The sequence below is a fragment of the Gardnerella sp. DNF01198P genome, assembly GCF_049244165.1.
GTDB classification, from domain to species: domain Bacteria; phylum Actinomycetota; class Actinomycetes; order Actinomycetales; family Bifidobacteriaceae; genus Bifidobacterium; species Bifidobacterium swidsinskii.
In genome coordinates this window covers 493,835-511,056 of record NZ_CP058382.1, presented here as the reverse complement: position 1 = coordinate 511,056, position 17,222 = coordinate 493,835, and the positions used below count along the sequence as shown (strand labels likewise).

16 protein-coding genes are annotated in these 17,222 nt (G+C 41.5%); 13 read left to right on the top strand and 3 right to left on the bottom strand.

The features are described 5' to 3' along the window. Positions 1-44: 44 nt before the first annotated feature. Positions 45-1,931, bottom strand: coding sequence for an asparagine synthase (glutamine-hydrolyzing) (gene asnB, locus HXT44_RS02265; protein ID WP_119504674.1), 1,887 nt, complete (start codon positions 1,929-1,931; stop codon positions 45-47). 299 nt (positions 1,932-2,230) lie between these two features. Here asnB and HXT44_RS02260 point away from each other — a divergent pair, with 299 nt between their 5' ends. The 4 genes from HXT44_RS02260 to HXT44_RS02245 all read left to right on the top strand — a co-directional run bounded on the left by HXT44_RS02260 (position 2,231) and on the right by HXT44_RS02245 (position 5,336). Further along, entirely contained in the window at positions 2,231-3,028 is a 798-nt protein-coding gene (locus tag HXT44_RS02260) for a thiamine diphosphokinase (protein ID WP_064621400.1), read from the top strand. 372 nt (positions 3,029-3,400) lie between these two features. Further along, positions 3,401-4,456, top strand: coding sequence for a type I glyceraldehyde-3-phosphate dehydrogenase (gene gap, locus HXT44_RS02255; protein WP_004573912.1), 1,056 nt, complete (start codon positions 3,401-3,403; stop codon positions 4,454-4,456). A 167-nt stretch (positions 4,457-4,623) separates the two neighbouring features. Next, positions 4,624-5,124, top strand: coding sequence for a Cys-tRNA(Pro) deacylase (gene ybaK / locus HXT44_RS02250; RefSeq protein ID WP_004105119.1), 501 nt, complete (start codon positions 4,624-4,626; stop codon positions 5,122-5,124). A 137-nt stretch (positions 5,125-5,261) separates the two neighbouring features. Beyond that, on the top strand, positions 5,262-5,336 hold the full coding sequence (locus HXT44_RS02245; RefSeq protein ID WP_369803150.1) for a 50S ribosomal protein bL37: 75 nt from the start codon (positions 5,262-5,264) through the stop codon (positions 5,334-5,336). Positions 5,337-5,404: 68 nt separating this feature from the next. Here the strand turns inward: HXT44_RS02245 and HXT44_RS02240 are convergent, their stop codons facing one another. Further along, positions 5,405-5,953 (bottom strand): sigma-70 family RNA polymerase sigma factor, encoded by a 549-nt coding sequence (locus tag HXT44_RS02240; protein ID WP_032835266.1) that lies wholly within the window; start codon positions 5,951-5,953, stop codon positions 5,405-5,407. A gap of 278 nt (positions 5,954-6,231) precedes the next feature. Here HXT44_RS02240 and HXT44_RS02235 point away from each other — a divergent pair, with 278 nt between their 5' ends. The 4 genes from HXT44_RS02235 to HXT44_RS02220 all read left to right on the top strand — a co-directional run bounded on the left by HXT44_RS02235 (position 6,232) and on the right by HXT44_RS02220 (position 10,973). After that, positions 6,232-7,011: an exonuclease domain-containing protein gene (locus HXT44_RS02235; RefSeq protein ID WP_004573910.1), complete on the top strand. Its 780-nt coding sequence runs from the start codon at positions 6,232-6,234 to the stop codon at positions 7,009-7,011. A gap of 25 nt (positions 7,012-7,036) precedes the next feature. After that, positions 7,037-8,833 (top strand): UDP-N-acetylmuramoyl-L-alanyl-D-glutamate--2,6-diaminopimelate ligase, encoded by a 1,797-nt coding sequence (locus HXT44_RS02230; RefSeq protein WP_421783066.1) that lies wholly within the window; start codon positions 7,037-7,039, stop codon positions 8,831-8,833. 134 nt (positions 8,834-8,967) lie between these two features. Beyond that, entirely contained in the window at positions 8,968-10,209 is a 1,242-nt protein-coding gene (locus tag HXT44_RS02225) for a carboxylate--amine ligase (RefSeq protein ID WP_421783064.1), read from the top strand. 35 nt (positions 10,210-10,244) lie between these two features. Next, positions 10,245-10,973 (top strand): aspartate/glutamate racemase family protein, encoded by a 729-nt coding sequence (locus HXT44_RS02220; protein WP_103013942.1) that lies wholly within the window; start codon positions 10,245-10,247, stop codon positions 10,971-10,973. A gap of 17 nt (positions 10,974-10,990) precedes the next feature. Here the strand turns inward: HXT44_RS02220 and HXT44_RS02215 are convergent, their stop codons facing one another. Further along, positions 10,991-12,448 carry a bifunctional folylpolyglutamate synthase/dihydrofolate synthase gene (locus HXT44_RS02215; protein ID WP_103013941.1) on the bottom strand — a complete coding sequence of 486 codons (1,458 nt, stop codon included), beginning with the start codon at positions 12,446-12,448 and terminating at the stop codon, positions 10,991-10,993. A gap of 278 nt (positions 12,449-12,726) precedes the next feature. Here HXT44_RS02215 and HXT44_RS02210 point away from each other — a divergent pair, with 278 nt between their 5' ends. From HXT44_RS02210 to HXT44_RS02190, 5 genes are all read left to right on the top strand, one after another. Beyond that, on the top strand, positions 12,727-14,322 hold the full coding sequence (locus tag HXT44_RS02210; protein WP_103013940.1) for an aminopeptidase P family protein: 1,596 nt from the start codon (positions 12,727-12,729) through the stop codon (positions 14,320-14,322). Between the two features lie 285 nt (positions 14,323-14,607). Continuing rightward, positions 14,608-15,510, top strand: coding sequence for a carbohydrate kinase family protein (locus HXT44_RS02205; RefSeq protein ID WP_064621670.1), 903 nt, complete (start codon positions 14,608-14,610; stop codon positions 15,508-15,510). Between the two features lie 578 nt (positions 15,511-16,088). Further along, complete coding sequence (locus HXT44_RS02200; protein WP_421783061.1) at positions 16,089-16,526, top strand: tyrosine-type recombinase/integrase; 438 nt, start codon at positions 16,089-16,091, stop codon at positions 16,524-16,526. 61 nt (positions 16,527-16,587) lie between these two features. Next, positions 16,588-16,785: a type II toxin-antitoxin system HicA family toxin gene (locus HXT44_RS02195; protein WP_004110451.1), complete on the top strand. Its 198-nt coding sequence runs from the start codon at positions 16,588-16,590 to the stop codon at positions 16,783-16,785. A gap of 3 nt (positions 16,786-16,788) precedes the next feature. Next, positions 16,789-17,211 carry a type II toxin-antitoxin system HicB family antitoxin gene (locus HXT44_RS02190; RefSeq protein WP_004110454.1) on the top strand — a complete coding sequence of 141 codons (423 nt, stop codon included), beginning with the start codon at positions 16,789-16,791 and terminating at the stop codon, positions 17,209-17,211. Positions 17,212-17,222 lie beyond the last annotated feature (11 nt).

Here is a 17,222-nt window from a genome sequence, read left to right as displayed (position 1 = left end):
ACGCGTTTTGACTGCCACAAATCAAAGCTAGAACTATGCGATTTCTACGCTAACTGCATTGGCTCAGGCTTCAATCCATCATGATTAAAGTACACATCATACCAAGTCAGGAATGTGTAAACTGTCCAAATCTTACGACGATCGTCATTTTTCTTTGCATAATTATCGTCAATCATACGAAGTAAAGCATCTCTATCGAAGAATTTAGCAGCATCGTCACTTTCAAACGTCTTACGGACAATCTTATAAAAACGTTCCTCACGCAACCAATCCTTAACTGGCACAGGGAAACCAAGCTTTTCTCTGTCATACCAAGCTTTTGGCAAATGACGGGACGCAGCTTTTCGGAAAGCAAACTTCGTATTTTCATCAGTAATTAAATATTTAGTAGGAACTTTTTCTGCAACATCCATAAGAACACGATCAAGCAAAGGCACGCGAAGCTCCAAAGAATGTGCCATAGTCATTTTATCTGCCTTAAGCAAAATATCTCCTGGCATCCATTGATGCATATCAAGATATTGCTTTTTCTTCACTTCAGAAAGTCCCTTACCAGCAATTCTATTGTAAATAGCATCAACAATGCTGCGAACGCTAGGACCCTTGCGATACTCAGGCTTCAAAAGTTTTACAGCATCTTCCTCATTGAAAACCTTTGACTGACCGATAAAATGCTCCTCAGCTGGAGCCAAATTAGCGTACAAATGCCACGCTCCATGGAAATGCTTACCCTTTGCAGCTCGACCAATCGCGTAACGCAACTTTTTTGGCAACTTTGCAAGCATGCGAGTCACAACTTTAATAAGTTTAGAACGCGTATGAACACCATAATCAATGTATCCTGCAAATAATTCATCTGCTCCCTCACCGCTTAGCACAACGCGTAAATCTTGCGAAGCTAATTTTGCAAGGAAGAATAATGGGACGCAAGAGAAATTAGAATCAGGTTCGTCCAAATACCACTGAATTTGTGGGAAATAACGGAATGCGTCAGCAGCGTCAATAATTTCAGATTTATTGTTTAAGCCAATAATTTTTGCCAATTCGCTTGCTTGTTTGGATTCATTGTATCTTCCACCAGCAAAACCAATAGAATATGTGTGTTCAGGGCGCGCAACAGCGGCAACATAACTTGAATCAACTCCAGAAGAAAGGAACGAACCAACTTCAACATCCGCAATTTGGTGAGCTTGAACAGAATCACAAACTGTTTTATCAATAGAATCAACTAATTCATTCAAGCGTTGCTTTGTTTCTTTGAAATTAGGATCGTAATATTGCTCAATCTTCATTTCGCCATTCTTATACGTAAAGCAATTACCTTCACGCAGCTTAAAAACGCCCTTGAAGAAAGTTTCGTTAATTGCAGGATATTGGAATGTCATAAACGGCTTAAGCGCATTTTCGTTAAGTTCCTTCTTAAAATCTGGATGGCGCAGTAAAGATTTAATTTCGGATCCGTACATAAAAGTACCATTCATTTGCGCATAATAAAAAGGCTTAATACCGAAATGGTCGCGAGCGCCAAACAATTCTTGAGTACTCTTGTTCCAAATAACAAATGCAAACATTCCGCGTAAACGATTAAGTAAGCCTTTACCCCACTCTTCGTATCCGTGCACTAATACTTCTGTATCGCAATCAGTATGGAAAGTGTGACCAGCTTTAATAAGTTCTTCGCGAAGTGGCTTGTAGTTATAAATCTCACCATTAAAAGTAACTGCAAGATTCCCATCCTCGTTGTACATAGGTTGGGATCCACCGTGAAGATCTATAATGCTAAGTCGACGAAAACCAAGTGCTGCGTGTTCGTCAATCATAGTTCCATACTCGTCAGGACCACGATGCGCAATCACATCTGTCATATCTTTTACAATTTGGCTTTTGACGTTAATTGGGGTGTCATTAATGAACCCTGCAATTCCGCACATTTATTTCTCCTCGTAGAATATACAACACAGCATTACGTTAGTCTACTAGCAAATAATTAACGAAAATCCATAATAACTTGGAAAATCTAACTTGCCATGCAATATTACACCAAGCACTTTATGTTAAGCGAGTATTAGTCTAAAAATTCCTGTATTTGCCGGAATAAAAGCAATAAAATACGTTAATATCAAATCCAAAAATGGCATAAAACATAGTCAAATGTTGGTTAACAACTACGCTTATAAACTCTTGTTGTAAATGTATGGTATCAGTACAAATGCAGCGTTATTATGTTGCTATGGAACCTTTGCAACGCTGCGTAGTATTAGCAGCAGGAGATTATTACGATCATACGCGTGAGCATGTGCCAGATCGCGCTTTAACAATTGCAGCTGATGGAGGCTGGGATCATGCATGTAAATTAGGTTTGCATGTAGATGCGCTCATCGGCGATTTTGACTCTGTTAGATTAAAGCTCCCTACTGATGCAGTTATTACTAGATTGCCTGCAGAAAAAGATGATCCGGACTTACTTTCTGCGTTGAAAGTCGGTTGGGCTAAAGGCTCTCGAGAATTTCATATTTTCGGAGGATTAGGTGGTCGAGTCGACCATACTATTTCCAATATTCAACTTATGGTTCGTTTAGCGCGTCGCGGTGGAATTGGATTCTTGTACGGCGACGGTCAAATTGTTACAGCAATACATGATGGATCTCTTGATTTTCCAGCATCATCTGGAAATGATTTGCGCATAGTTTCCGTTTTTTCTCATACTCCAGTTTCTAATGATGTAAATGAAGTTGGATTAAAGTATCAGCTTAAACACGCAACCATGCATGGAGATGCAGTACAAGGTTTAAGTAACGAATTATTAAATGATACGCCTGCTCATATTGACGTTCATGAAGGAACACTTATTGTAACCTTCCCTATTAATGCTCCATTACCACAGGTGAGCTGGTTTAAAAGACCAATTGGAGATTTAGGCGAAGTCGATACTTCTATATCTGAGGCATTAGCAGTTCCTCTTGAAAGCGAAACTACTCCAACATATTCGACTACTGCAGCTGCTGAAGCAATGACGTATAACGAATAGGCGCAAACTTTAGTTTGTGCAAATGGCTGACGAGGTTCTTTTACTTGAAAAACTCGTCAGCCTTTTTCTTTTTAACATTACATGCGTTGTTCAATTGAACAATATTGATTCGTAAAATGTTATGCAAAAACGCAACTGGAAACTATCAAAAAATTCACAAAAACACTCATAAAACACAGCATGTTAACGCTCACTGTTCTCACAATGCATTATTGCAATAAAAGTGAGCTATATTACAACTCTTCGTACATACCGCACACTAAAATGAACACCGTTAATTCAAATAACGATGACCTAAATGCGTGAGTTTTCATCGCGAAAATAGCGCGACTTAAAACGTTGCGCACGAGGTCTCACTCAAGGGAGAACCACATGACAGTCAAGATTGGTATTAATGGTTTCGGTCGTATCGGTCGTCTCGCATTCCGTCGTATTTTTGAGCTTCAAGCTCGCGGCGGTCAAGCAGGTGACATCGAAGTCGCAGCCATCAACGATCTGACCACCCCTTCGATGCTCGCCTACTTACTCAAGTATGACAGCACCCACGGCACATTCCGCCACGATGACGGCACCCCAGTTGAGGTAACCTCCACCGAAGACGCAATCGTTGTAGATGGCAAGACTTATAAGGTTTACGCCGAAAAAGACGCAAATAACATTCCATGGGTTAAGAACGACGGCGTTGAATTCGTTCTCGAATGCACCGGTTTCTACACTTCTGCAGAAAAGTCCCAGGCTCACTTGAACGCAGGTGCTAAGAAGGTTCTTATTTCTGCTCCTGCTAAGGACGAAACCACTCCAACAGTTGTGTTCGGCGTTAACCACGAAATCTTGAAGGCTTCTGACAACATTGTTTCCGCTGGTTCTTGCACCACCAACTCCATGGCCGCAATGGTGAAGTTGCTTCAAGACAACTGGGGAATCAAGTCCGGCTTCATGACCACAATTCACGCCTACACCGGCACTCAGATGATTCTCGACGGCCCACGCGGCTCCAAGCCACGCAACAACCGTTCCGCAGCTTGCAACACCATTGAGCACTCCACCGGCGCTGCTAAGGCAATCGGCAAGGTTGTGCCAGAAGTTAACGGCAAGCTCCAGGGTCACGCACAGCGCATTCAAGTTCCAGACGGCTCTGTTACCGAGTTGACTACTGTTCTTGAGAAGCCAGCAACCACTGAAGAAATTAACGACGCTTTCAAGAAGGCTTTCGAAAACTGCGAGTACTTCGGTTACAATGCAGACAGCATCGTGTCTTCTGACATCATCGGCGACACCCACGGTGGCGTTTTCGATCCAACTCAGACCGACGTGAACACTGTTGACGGTGTAACTTTGGCTCGTACCGTTACCTTCTACGACAACGAGTACGGCTTCACCTCCAACATGATTCGCACCCTTCTTTACTTCGCTGAAATCTCCGAGTAATTTCGCTAAGCATCAATCAGCAATAGCTGGTTGTGCGAATATTTAATGTATCAAAACCCCTTGTGCTGCTTTCTAAGCTACACAAGGGGTTTATATGTTAAGTCAACAGTCGGTATAGCATATCATGTAACAGAATTTGATGGCTGAGTATAAGGCACGGTAACAAAATGAGTAAAAAACATGCAGAAACCGGAAAAGCAACTCCTGCTATTGCGCAACTCGAAAACGCAGGCATCACCTTCCGCATAGCGCAATACGAGCATGACGCTGATCACATGGACGACGGCTACGGAATTGAGGCTGCTGAAAAGCTAGGCGTAAGCGCAGCTCAAGTTTGCAAAACTCTCATGGTTGACACTGGTGAAAAGCGAGTAGTTGGAATTGTTCCAGTAAACGGACGTCTCAATATGAAAGCAATTGCAGGAGCCGTACACGCAAAGAAAGCAAGTATGACAAGCCCAGAAGTTGCGCAACGAGAAAGCGGCTACGTAGTTGGCGGAATTTCACCATTCGGACAAAAAACGCACCATGAAACAGTACTAGATAGTAGCGTAATGCAATTTGATGAGATTCTTGTTTCTGGAGGAAAACGAGGATTGGACGTAGTTCTTAATCCTCAAGATATCGTAACATTATTAAACGCAACTGTAGCTGATATAGCAGCATAAGCAACATAAGCTTTATTACTGCAAATATTGTTACTAACAAGTGATTACTCGCACGAGATTAGTACGTTGACAAATATAACGTCTTGGCAACGTGCGATAATCCCTAAGGTTGTTCATTAATCGTTAAGGAGTGCATTATGGGTATGCGTGGCCGCAAGCGCAAGGCGCGTCGTAAAAAAGCAGCGAATCATGGCAAAAGGCCAAATGCTTAAGCTATAAATTCGCTTATACATACTGTAAAGCCCACGTCAATCGTGGGCTTTTTCGTTTTAGCATACTTTTATTCACCACAATAATCAGAAAGCTCACGTTTAAGTTGCATGCGAGCGCGGTTAAGTCTGCTCATAACAGTTCCTATTTTTACGCCTTCTTCTTGGGCAATTTGTTTATAAGATTTACCTCGAATAGCGACTTCAATAAAAACTTTTCTACGCTCAGGCGGCAACTTACTAAGCGCAGCAATAATCTCTTGTGGAGCAAACCCTTCTAAATATTCTTGTTCAGCAGAAAGCATTCCTTTTGCGCAATGATTAGAAGCCTCATAAATATCCCAATCATTGTAGTCGCCAGTTTCATCGTTAGCACGTTTAGGGCTTCGTTTTGCTTTCGCGTACTGATTAAAATACAAATTTCGTTCAATCCTGTTAATCCAGGCAGCAAAATTTGTGCCAGGCTGAAAAGTTTCAAAAGATTTAAGAGCACGCTCAAAAGTATCTTGCACTAAATCTTGCGCATCCTGCGCATTTTGCGTAAGACGCATAGCTTGAGTGTACAAAGGATCAACGCAAGTAGATACAAGTTGTTCAAATCTTTTGCGTCGACTTTCCATTGCAGAACTTTGCTTAGTATCTACTAAACGATCACTAAATAAGCGAGCATTACGATTTTTTGCACTTTGTTTTTTAGCTCTTACGCTTTTAGAGCACATAACATTTGTCTTCTCGATTTGCTCACCCATATAGTCAATAATACTTTTACTTTGCACATATCGCTACTGATTTATCGTGTTGCATAGTGTAGCGCAGAGCGAGATGATAACACAGCGCAGCACAATAACGCAGCGCGGCATAGTGTGACATTGCGTGACATTGCGGTAGTATTGTGACTATGCCAACTCATATTCAAGAATTGTTAAATGCTTTAGATTTAGCACCTAAGCAAGCTGAGAATACATTACTTGCTGAATCATGGTTACTTGGTTTCGACACTGAAACTACAGGTGCAAATATTGGTAAAGATGCCATTGTTTCTGCAACTCTAGTATTACGCAATCCTGAACTAGCTCACGATGGAGATGTGGTATCAACTTGGTTAATTAACCCTCATCAGCCTATGAATCCTAAGGCAAGCGAAGTAAATGGTTTCACAGACGAATACCTTCAAGAACACGGCGGAGAGCCTGAAGAAGAACTTGAATTCCTTGCACGCGCAGTAAGCATGGCTCAAGCTAAGAATATTCCACTACTTGCTTATAACGCTCCATTTGATATTTCAATGTTACGTCACGACTTGAAGCGTTGGCATCTTACTGCGCTAGAAGAACGCGCAACTTGTTCAATACATGCACTAAACGCTAATGACATTCTTACTGTTGATCCTCTTGTTATCGATAGAGCTGTTTCTAGAAGATCCGGCAAGCGTACTCTCACTATTACATCTCAATTTTATGGAGTTGAACCAATCGGAGATTTCCACGATGCTACAGCAGACACAGTTGCAGCTCTTGATTTGATTGCTCCAATGAGCAAACTATATGAGTCAGTAAGTTGCATGAGGCTGAATACTATGATGGATTGGCAGCGCGAAGCTTATATTAATTGGCGAGATAGCTTCAATCAATGGCTGCAATCTCACGGACGTGAGCCTATTACTGGAACATGGCTATAAAACATTTGGCGAAAAGAAGTAAATTATGATCATGCATAACACGTTGTCACTAGCAAACGCAAGTGAAATTTTGCAACACTATGGTTTGTTACGCGAAATGATTCAATATTGTAAAGCAGAAGATACTAATAGTGCTAATACTAAAGAAAAAACTGTAGACTCTACTCATTCTCGCAATGAAATATGGTCTTTAAATCCGTATTATTTCCCAAATATTGATGCAGATGAGTGCTTTACTAACGCAACTTACGATACTCGCGATATTACACCTGGGACACTTCTGTTTATTAAAGGCAATTTTCAGTCGGAATATCTTTTAAATGCAGACAACAAAGGACTTGCTGCATATGTTGCTGAACAAAGCTACGCACAATACACAAAAGCTGTTGGTTTAATTGTTACGGATGCTAAAAAAGCAATGAGCGTGCTTGCAGCAGCATTCTTTGGAAATCCACAAGAAAAACTCACTATTGTTGGAATTACTGGAACTAAAGGCAAAACAACTACAGCCTACTTTACTCACGCTATTCTAAACTCCCATTCGCACGGTAAAGCAGCACTGTTTTCTTCAGTAGATAATTGCGTAGACGGAAAAAATTACGTTGAATCTAATTTAACTACTCCTGAAAGTTTTGATGCTTTCAAAATGATGCGCGAAGCTGTAGATAACGGCATGAAGTATCTTGTTATGGAAGTTTCTTCACAAGCTTATAAGGTGAATCGCGTATATGGTCTTAAATTCGATGTTGCAGCATTCTTAAACATTAGCCCAGACCACATTAGCCCTATTGAACACCCAACTTTTGAAGATTACTTGTATTGCAAACGACAAATTATTGCAAATACTAAGCGTTTAGTACTAAATTCTGATACAGATCACGCAGATCTTCTTTTACAAGATGCAGAACGCAACAATGTGCTCGTAACAACTTTTGCTCGCATTAAAAAAGATGAAATAGAAGGCGATACTTGCGAAAATGACAATTTCGATGATATTGACGACGATCGCATAAATTATTGCGCTCCTGCTAACGATGATGACTACACAGAATTACTTACTCCTGACTACATTGCAATGCCAGTAGAAAATAGTGAATCACACTGCATCGCTATGCGAGACTCAAGCGAAGACGACGACTATGAAGATAACGACTACGAAGAAGACGTGCACTACTGCCCTATTGACGAATTCGCATTGTCTATTGCAGGAGATTTTAACTACGAAAATGCTTTAGCTGCAATCGCTATTGCAGGAGAATTGGGAATTAATCAAGATACTGATTTACACGCATTACACGCTATTGAGAACGTGAAAATTTCTGGACGCATGGAAGTTTTCAAAGACACGCACTCAAATATGATTGCAGTTGTCGACTATGCGCATAACTACATTTCTACAAAATCAGTTCTTGACTTTGTAGAAGAGCGCTACGGCAAATTTAATCCTCGAATTACGCTAATAACTGGTTCCACAGGAGATAAAGCTGTCGACCGTCGTAAAGAAATTGTTGAAGCAGCGCAAAACCGCATAGAACAGTTTATTTTCACTACTGAAGATACTGATACTGAAGACGTAATGCATATTTGCGAGGATATGCAAAGTTATGTTACGGACCCAAATGTTTCTTCACGCATTATTATCGACAGAGCTGAAGCAATAGAATACGCTTACAACGATGCTGCAAACAGCGAACAAAAAAATGGAAGATTAAACATTCTTCTTGCTATTGGTAAGGGCGATGAACGTTGGATTAAAAACAAACGAAAGCATGTGCCGTATGAGGGTGATTCATTCGTAATAAAGCGTCTTTTTGGTCTGTAATACGCTTATGCGAAAGTATGAAAATATACGAATAAAATAAACGCAATTACTACATAAACTAAATAACAAGCTAGCTAACAAACTAAATAACAAACAAGTTAAATAACAAATTAAAACAAATGAAGAAGATACAAATGAATAATCAACAATTCCAACCTGTGTTACTCGGTAGCGATATAAACGCATATGGCATGGCTCGAGCATTCCATGAAGAATATGGCATTACTTCAATTGCTTTTGCGCACTTCCAACTTTCACCTACGAAATTTAGCAAAATTGTCGATGTGAGAATTGTTCCAGGCTTTGGAGAACTTCCTACATTCCGCAATACAATGCTTAATTTTGCTAAATCATGGCATCAAGAGCATCCTAATACCAAGCTTCTGCTTATTCCTTGCGGCGACGTATATGCGAACCTTCTAAGCCAATGCGGTGATGAATTGCACGAATATTTTGCTTTCCACACATTGCCAAATTCGCTCAATCGCCAGCTTAGCCTTAAAAGCTCATTCTATAAAACTTGTGAAAAATACAATCTTCCTCATCCAAAAACTAAAGTTGTAAACGCTCAAGAAGTAGCAGCGCACGCTTATGAAGATTTGCCATTCAGCTTCCCTATTGCTATGAAACCAGCGAATAGCACTAAATGGCTTGATATTGATTTTGAGGGACGTAAAAAAGCTTTTATTATCAATACTCCGCAAGAACTTGATACTCTTATTCAACGGTCGTACAAAGCTGGCTACGATGACGAAATGATTTTGCAAGACTTTATTCCTGGAGACGACAGCCGCATGCGTGTGCTAAATGCTTACGTTGATAGCGATCATCATGTGCGCATGATGTTTCTAGGACACCCTCTGCTGGAGGATCCAACTCCAGAAGCGATTGGCAATTATGCAGCTATTATTCCAGACTACAATGAAGAAGTTTTCCAAAATATTAAAGCATTTTTGGAAGATATACATTACGTTGGCGTAGCTAATTTTGATATGAAATACGATGAGAGAGACGGAAAATATAAGCTTTTTGAAATCAATTTACGCCAAGGCCGTTCAAGCTATTTCGTCACTTTAAACGGATTTAATATTGCTAAATATTTTGTTGAAGATTTAATTGACCATAAGCCTTTTGACGGAAATACTGTGTTCGGTCGTGGAGAAAAGTTGTGGATGGAGATTCCGCGATCGATATTTTGCAATTATGTAGCAGAAGGCGATGAAAAGAAGCGCGGTCTTAATATGATTCGTCGCGGCGATTGGGGCACTACGCTAGAATATAAAAAAGATATGAATCTGCTACGCTGGTTGATGATTCGTCATATGTTTTCAATTTACACAAGGCGTTACGCAGAATTTTTCCGCAATAAAGCGTGAAAATTATTACGTAACTTTGAAGGGAATATGAGACAATGAAACGTCCGTTTTTTGCTGTACTTGGCGGCATGGGCACACTTGCAACAGAAAGCTATATTCGTTTACTTAATAAAGAAACGCATGCACATAACGATCAAGAGTTTTTAGATTATGTGGTATTCAATGATGCTTCTGTGCCAGATAGAACAGCATATATTGTTGGCGAATCATCCGAAAGCCCATTCCCTACTCTTGCAGACGACATAGCTAAAGCAACTGCGATGGGTGCTTCATTTATTGTGCTCACGTGCAATACTGCGCATTACTTTTACGATAAGTTCCAAGCACTTACCGACGTGCCAATTATACATATGCCGCGTGGTGCTGTAGCTGAAGTTTCTAAACGTTACCCAAAGTCTAAATGTAACCGTATTGGATTCTTAGGTACTGCAGGGTCGCGTAAAGCTGGAGTGTATCAGCGCGCTATAGAAGAAGCAGGATACACATTCGTAGCACCCGACGACGATTTACAAAAACGCATTACATCACTTATTTATGATGATGTAAAAGGCACAGGTAATCTTAATTTACGCCGTTACGAGTCCGTTTTAAGCGACATGCTTGACCCTGCAGGAGCGTGCCGTTGCGACGCACTTATTTTGGGTTGCACAGAATTAAGCGTACTTAATGAAGCTTTTCCTCTTCCGCAAATACCGTTAGTTGACGCTCAAGCAGTACTTGTAAAAAATACTGTAGAAAAAGCTAAATCTTTGCGAATGAAGTAGCAGAAATAGCTTAATTTTCAGGACTCGTCAATATTCGGGTGAATTGCAACGCGCTGATCTTTAGGCTTTTTTAAATCCGGATTCACATGCTCAACAAGCATTGTGCGAGCATCTCCTGCCGTAACAAAGCTTCCGCAAATAAGCACGCCGTGACCGTAGCCCACGCCAAGCTCATCGTCTTCATCAACAAGATTCACAGCCGTTTGAATAGCATCCGGAAGCTCGTCAACGCGAATCACACGATCCCTGCCAAACACGCCTACAGCAACCTTTTCAAGATCTTCCGGATCCATTACACGGTCCCGCCAAGAATTACGCGTAACAATAATCTTCGTCAAAATAGGTTCAAGAACACCCAAGTATTCTTCAACTTGCTTATCTGCCATCATTGCCACAACGCCAATAAGCTGCTCAAAATGATAGTTTTCTTCAATAGTTTCACGAAGAGACTCGGCAGCATTCACGTTATGTCCACCATCAATAATGATTGTCGGCGAAGTACGAACCTGCTCAATACGCCCAGGAACCTTAACCTGACTTAAAGCCTCTGCAACTAAATCGCCATCCAAAGCACCACTTACAGGCAGCACAACCTCTGCAGCGGCAAGAGCTGCCAAAGCATTATGAGCCTGATGCTTGCCAAACTTGTCAACCGGAACATCCTCATAAGTGCCAAGAGGTGTACGCAAAGTAACAACCTGTCCACCAACTGCAGGAGTACGAGACACAACTTCAAGTTCGCCATCGCCATAAGAAGAATCGCGCAATAATGTAGCATGGTTGCGCTCTGCAACTTCCTTAATAATTGGCAAAACCTTAGCTTCATGCGGCTGAGGACCCAAAATAACAGTGCAATTTGGCTTAATAATACCAGCCTTCGTGCGAGCAATCTCTTCAACAGTGTTTCCAAGCCATTGCATGTGATCCATATCAACCGGCCCAATAATTGCAGCATCAGCATTCATAACATTAGTGGCATCCCATTCGCCACCCATGCCAACTTCCATAACAGCAACATCAACAGGAGCGTCCGCAAAAGCCCAAATTGCCATGGCTGTAAGCACTTCAAAAAAGCTCATTTTTGGCTTACCGTCAGCTTCCATGCGAGCGTCAACCATGTCGATAATGTCTTTCATTTGATCCCACACATCAACGAACTGATTGTCACTAATTTCCTGTCCGTCAATCATAATGCGCTCGTTTACGCGCTCCAAATGTGGAGAAGTATATAATCCGGTTCGCAAACCGTATGCTCGACAAATTGACTCAGCCATTCGAGCAGTAGAACCTTTGCCGTTCGTACCAGTTATGTGAATAACACGCATAGACTGCTCTGGATGACCTAAAATATCGAGAATAAGACGCATGCGATCCAAGTCGAGATTAGTTTTATTGTGTTCTGGAGCTCGACTCATAATATTGCGTTCGATATCAACAATTCGCTCATTATTGCGATTTGGATTTTCAATAGACATAACTACTCCCCCTAATTTTTACGCTCGCTTACTCATTTTCCAACAATCTAGATTAGTTGATACCAACAACACACGCATATAAATATGTTGTGACAATATTCACATAGCAAAAGCGTTTTATACGCACTTTGTAAATTGCGTATAAAATCTTGCTATTTTGCACTAAAAAACTCGCATAAAACACTAAATAAGACTATGTTAGTTTATTGACTGTTTATTTACTATTTGTATAATTTGCGCAAGCAAAAATTAACAAGCAAAAATTAAGGAGTCTCATAATGGCAGAATATACGCCAACTGAGCACGGCGAAGAGCTAAAAGCTGACGGCACGCAAAAGGCAGAAGATCGCGTAAATAACCGTTCACTTCGTCCAAACAGTGATTCTTTTAAAGATTTTATGACGAATAACTGGGATAACCAGGAGCCAGAAGTTAAAGCTCTTGAATCTAGCAAGTACATTCCAGCTCGTTTAGAGGCTCTTTCAAAGCGTTTCCCAGGTGAACGTTTAGTTATTCCTGCAGGACAACCAAAGGTGCGTAATAACGACTGCGATTATGCTTTCCGTCCAGACACTACATTTGCTTACTACACTGGCTTAGGACAAGACTATGAGGCTGGTGCTGTGCTTGTTATGGAGCCAGTCAGCGAAGACAGCGAAGAAGCTAAGGCTGGAAAAACGCATGTACCTGAGCTTTTTGTAGCTCCACGCGCAGATAACAGCACTTCAGCATTTTACAAGGATCCTCACTACGGAGAATATTGGGTTGGTCCTCGCGCAGGCTTAAAAGAACTTAAAGCAATGACTGGCATTGAAACGCGCGATATTGCAGAACTTGATGACGCTATTGCAAAGAACGTAAGCGACGATGCTAATGGTGAAGGCATTCGCGTGCGAATTGTTCGAGAAACCGATCCTGAGCTTACTGCAAAAGTTGAAACAATGCGAGAAGCAAGTGGATTTACTGATGAAGATGCAAACACTTGCGCAGACGACAAATTGCACGAATTCGCTGCAGAAGCACGAATGCTTAAGGACGACTACGAAATTCGCGAAATGCGCAAAGCTATTGCCGCCACAAAACTTGGTTTTGACCGCATGCTTACGCGTTTGCCTAATGCTTTGGGTCATGAGCATTCCGAGCGCATGATTGAGGGTGCTTTTAATTCTGTTGCTCGCGAAGAAGGCAACGAAGTTGGCTACGACACGATTGTTGCTTCCGGCAAGCACGCGCCAATTTTGCACTGGATGCGCAATACTGGCGTTGTTTCCAGCGGAGAATTGCTACTTATTGATGCCGGCGTTGAAGTTAACAGCCTCTACACTGCTGACATTACACGAACTTTCCCAACGAACGGCAAATTCACTGACTTGCAAAAGAAGCTTTACCAGTGCGTTCTTGACGCTCAGCAAGCCGGTTTTGAGGCTGCTAAGCCAGGTGCAACCTACTCCGATATTCACCATGCTTGCATGCGCGTTCTAGCTGAACACTTGCACGAATGGGGAATTTTGAAAGTAAGCGTTGAAGAATCACTTTCGCCAGAAGGTCAACAACATCGTCGTTGGCACGCTTGCGGCGTTGCTCATCATCTTGGTTTGGATGTGCACGATTGCGCACAAGCACGCTACGAGTCTTATCAGAGCGCAAAAATTACTCCAGGAATGATATTCACTATTGAGCCAGGATTATACTTTGCAGCTAACGATTTGATGCTACCGGAAGAAATGCGCGGAATTGGAATTCGTATTGAAGATGATGTACTAATGACTGAAAACGGTCCAGAGTGGCTTTCTATTGACATTCCAAAGCAAATCGATGATGTAGAAGCATGGATGGCTGAACAAGCTCACAAAAGTGATATTTTTCAGCATTAAGCAATAAATCAAAATAATAGAAAAATATAATAAAAAAGAATAATAATAATATAGTACGCCAGCATAAGCTAAGTTAAACGTACACAATATAGCACTTATGGTGCGCTCTATAGAAACGTAACACGCATTGCGCATATTACTTATCGAAAGGGCGCACCATAATTGTTCGTATAGCATTTTTACAAGCAAAATTTGCATCAAAATGCTTTTGAAGAAGCGAGAAGATATTTAGTAAAAAGTATAGCTCTACAAACTTGCTGCACTGACGCGTGCGAAAGGAATATTATGACTAAGCCAATTGTTCTTTCACTCGGCGAACTTTTATGGGATTTGCTTCCACACGGAAAACGTGTTGGCGGAGCACCAGCAAATTTTGCATATCATGCACAGTGTCACGGAGCGCAAAGTTGCATGATTAGCGCTGTTGGTCAAGACCAACTCGGCGATGAGCTGATTGACAAAGTGAACAAAGCTGGCATCGCTTCAATTATTCAACGCAACGCTTGGCCAACAAGCACTGTAGAAGTAACACTAAAAAATGGAATACCAGAGTACACTATTCTGCGAAATATAGCATGGGATCATATTCTTTACACTCGAGAACTCATTGATTTAGTAGAACGAGCAGATGCAGTATGCTTTGGCACTCTAAGCTTACGTTCTCAAGAAACTCACGACACAATTTTGCAATTGTTAAAGCATACTAAGCCTGGAGCAATGAAGTTCTTCGATATTAACATTAGAAGCGATCACTACTCTAAGGATCTTATCGACACATTACTTCAAGAAGCAACAGTATTTAAGCTTAACGATTCGGAACTATTCTTATTACGCGATATGTTCAATATTCGCGACACTTCAGACGAGGAAGCTTGCAAGTGGTTCCAAGCTCGTTACGGACTAGATTATGTGATTCTTACAGGCGGCTCTACTTTTAGCACGATTACTACAAACACCGGAGAAAGCTCTACTATCCCAACTCCACACGTTGAAGTTCTTGACACAGTTGGTGCTGGAGACTCGTTCTCAGGAACATTTGCAGCGCATATTCTTAAGGGAGAAAGCTTGCAAGAGGCGCATCGCGCAGCTGTTAATACTGCAGCATTTGTGTGCACTCAAGAAGGAGCATGGCCTAAGTATCCAAAACAAATACCAGATTACTTGTCAATGGCAGAAAATAACAAATAAAACAAAAAAATTTAAATTATAAGATGCAAAAATGCCACTTCATAAATCATAATGAAGTGGCATTATTAATATCTTGTGGGGCCTCAGGGGCTTGAACCCTGGACCGACGGTTGCAAAAAACTATACTACTTGTATGATATACCAATAAGCTTAGACTTTGTACTAATCTGCTAATCGTGCAGAAAGAAAGAAAAGATAAGAAACATGCTGGCGAACCAGCAGAAACTTATATCAATAACTACATACTCACACTCAAGGCAGCAGGCCAATCACCGAAAACACTCGAAAGCAGACGCATCCAACTTGTACGCATGGCAATCGATCTCAATGTAACAACAGTTTCCAATGAAGAACTAGTTACATGGCTAGCCAACAAAAATTGGGCTAACGAAACACGAAAAAGCAATCGTGCTGCTATACGAGGATTTTTTAACTACCTTTTCCACACACACATACGCACAGACGATCCAGCATTCGATTTACCTTCAGTACGACCCAGTAGACCATTACCACACCCATGTCCTGACCAATACATCACCAACGCACTTGAACAAGTCCACAACAACAAAGAGCGCCTGATGATTATCTTAGCCGCTGGCTACGGTCTAAGACGATGTGAAATCTGTAGAATACACAGTAACGATATTATCAATGACGCATACGGCGGTTATGCACTTATCATTCACGGCAAAGGAAACAAAGAACGCAGCCTACCAATTAGCACCGATATAGCCATGCACATTATTGCAGAGCACGGCTACCTATATCCAGGACGTTACTCAGACACACACGTTGAAGAATCTTATATAGGTAAACGACTTTCTGACCTATTGCCAAACGGTTGGAGCGGTCACTCGCTACGTCACCGATTTGCAACAACTGCCTATTGTAAAACACACGATATTTTCGCCGTATCACGAGCACTTGGTCATGAGAGCGTGGCAACAACACAACGATACGTCGCCTTACCAGTTGACGCGTTACAAAACATTATTAGCGCAACAAATATTGAATAATACTTCAAATAAAGACAACTCAACTATTGACACCAATGCGCATTATGCGTATTATTAGAGTGTGAGATTCAAAGAAATTGAACGACGTCTTAAAGCAGATGGATGGCAATATTTGGCGCAACGTGGTAGCCATTGCCAGTTCATTCATCCAACCAAGCCTGGAAAAGTTACCGTCCCAAAGCATCCTGGAGATATTCATCCGTCGGTTGTGAAATCTATCTGGAAGCAAGCAGGTATCAACGAAACGAAAGTGAAGTAAGTAATGAAGTTAGCATATCCGATTATTCTTACGCCCTATGAAGACCATAACGGTGGTTATGTGGTAGAAGTTCCAGATTTGCCGGGTTGTGTAACTGGCGGCGATAATATTGCCGAAGCATTATTGATGGCGCAAGATGCAGCCAGTGGCTGGGTATTAACTGAGCTCGAAGCAGGAAGACCTGCACCGGCACCAAGCGATCCTCGTAGCATTAAAATGGAAGATCCTACAAGCACGGTGAGCATGGTTGCACTTGATATGGATGCATATGCAGCTCAATACGGCGGCAAAGCTGTGCGCAAGAACGTAACAATTCCCGCATGGCTTGACACGTGGGCACAAAAAGCTGGCATAAATTACAGCGGCATGCTGCGCAATGCGTTGGAAGCACAATATCAACATGCCGCGCAAACCATGCCAGCATAAACTATAAACTG

Coding starts and splice junctions, on each gene's coding strand:
- HXT44_RS02240 (WP_032835266.1), bottom strand. CDS start 5,953: ATGGAAAGTCGACGCAAAAGATTTGAACAACTTGTATCTACTTGCGTT.
- asnB (WP_119504674.1), bottom strand. CDS start 1,931: ATGTGCGGAATTGCAGGGTTCATTAATGACACCCCAATTAACGTCAAA.
- HXT44_RS02210 (WP_103013940.1), top strand. CDS start 12,727: ATGGCAGAATATACGCCAACTGAGCACGGCGAAGAGCTAAAAGCTGAC.
- HXT44_RS02235 (WP_004573910.1), top strand. CDS start 6,232: ATGCCAACTCATATTCAAGAATTGTTAAATGCTTTAGATTTAGCACCT.
- HXT44_RS02215 (WP_103013941.1), bottom strand. CDS start 12,448: ATGTCTATTGAAAATCCAAATCGCAATAATGAGCGAATTGTTGATATC.
- HXT44_RS02260 (WP_064621400.1), top strand. CDS start 2,231: ATGGAACCTTTGCAACGCTGCGTAGTATTAGCAGCAGGAGATTATTAC.
- ybaK (WP_004105119.1), top strand. CDS start 4,624: ATGAGTAAAAAACATGCAGAAACCGGAAAAGCAACTCCTGCTATTGCG.
- HXT44_RS02230 (WP_421783066.1), top strand. CDS start 7,037: ATGATCATGCATAACACGTTGTCACTAGCAAACGCAAGTGAAATTTTG.
- HXT44_RS02220 (WP_103013942.1), top strand. CDS start 10,245: ATGAAACGTCCGTTTTTTGCTGTACTTGGCGGCATGGGCACACTTGCA.
- HXT44_RS02190 (WP_004110454.1), top strand. CDS start 16,789: ATGAAGTTAGCATATCCGATTATTCTTACGCCCTATGAAGACCATAAC.
- HXT44_RS02225 (WP_421783064.1), top strand. CDS start 8,968: ATGAATAATCAACAATTCCAACCTGTGTTACTCGGTAGCGATATAAAC.
- HXT44_RS02200 (WP_421783061.1), top strand. CDS start 16,089: ATGATTATCTTAGCCGCTGGCTACGGTCTAAGACGATGTGAAATCTGT.
- gap (WP_004573912.1), top strand. CDS start 3,401: ATGACAGTCAAGATTGGTATTAATGGTTTCGGTCGTATCGGTCGTCTC.
- HXT44_RS02205 (WP_064621670.1), top strand. CDS start 14,608: ATGACTAAGCCAATTGTTCTTTCACTCGGCGAACTTTTATGGGATTTG.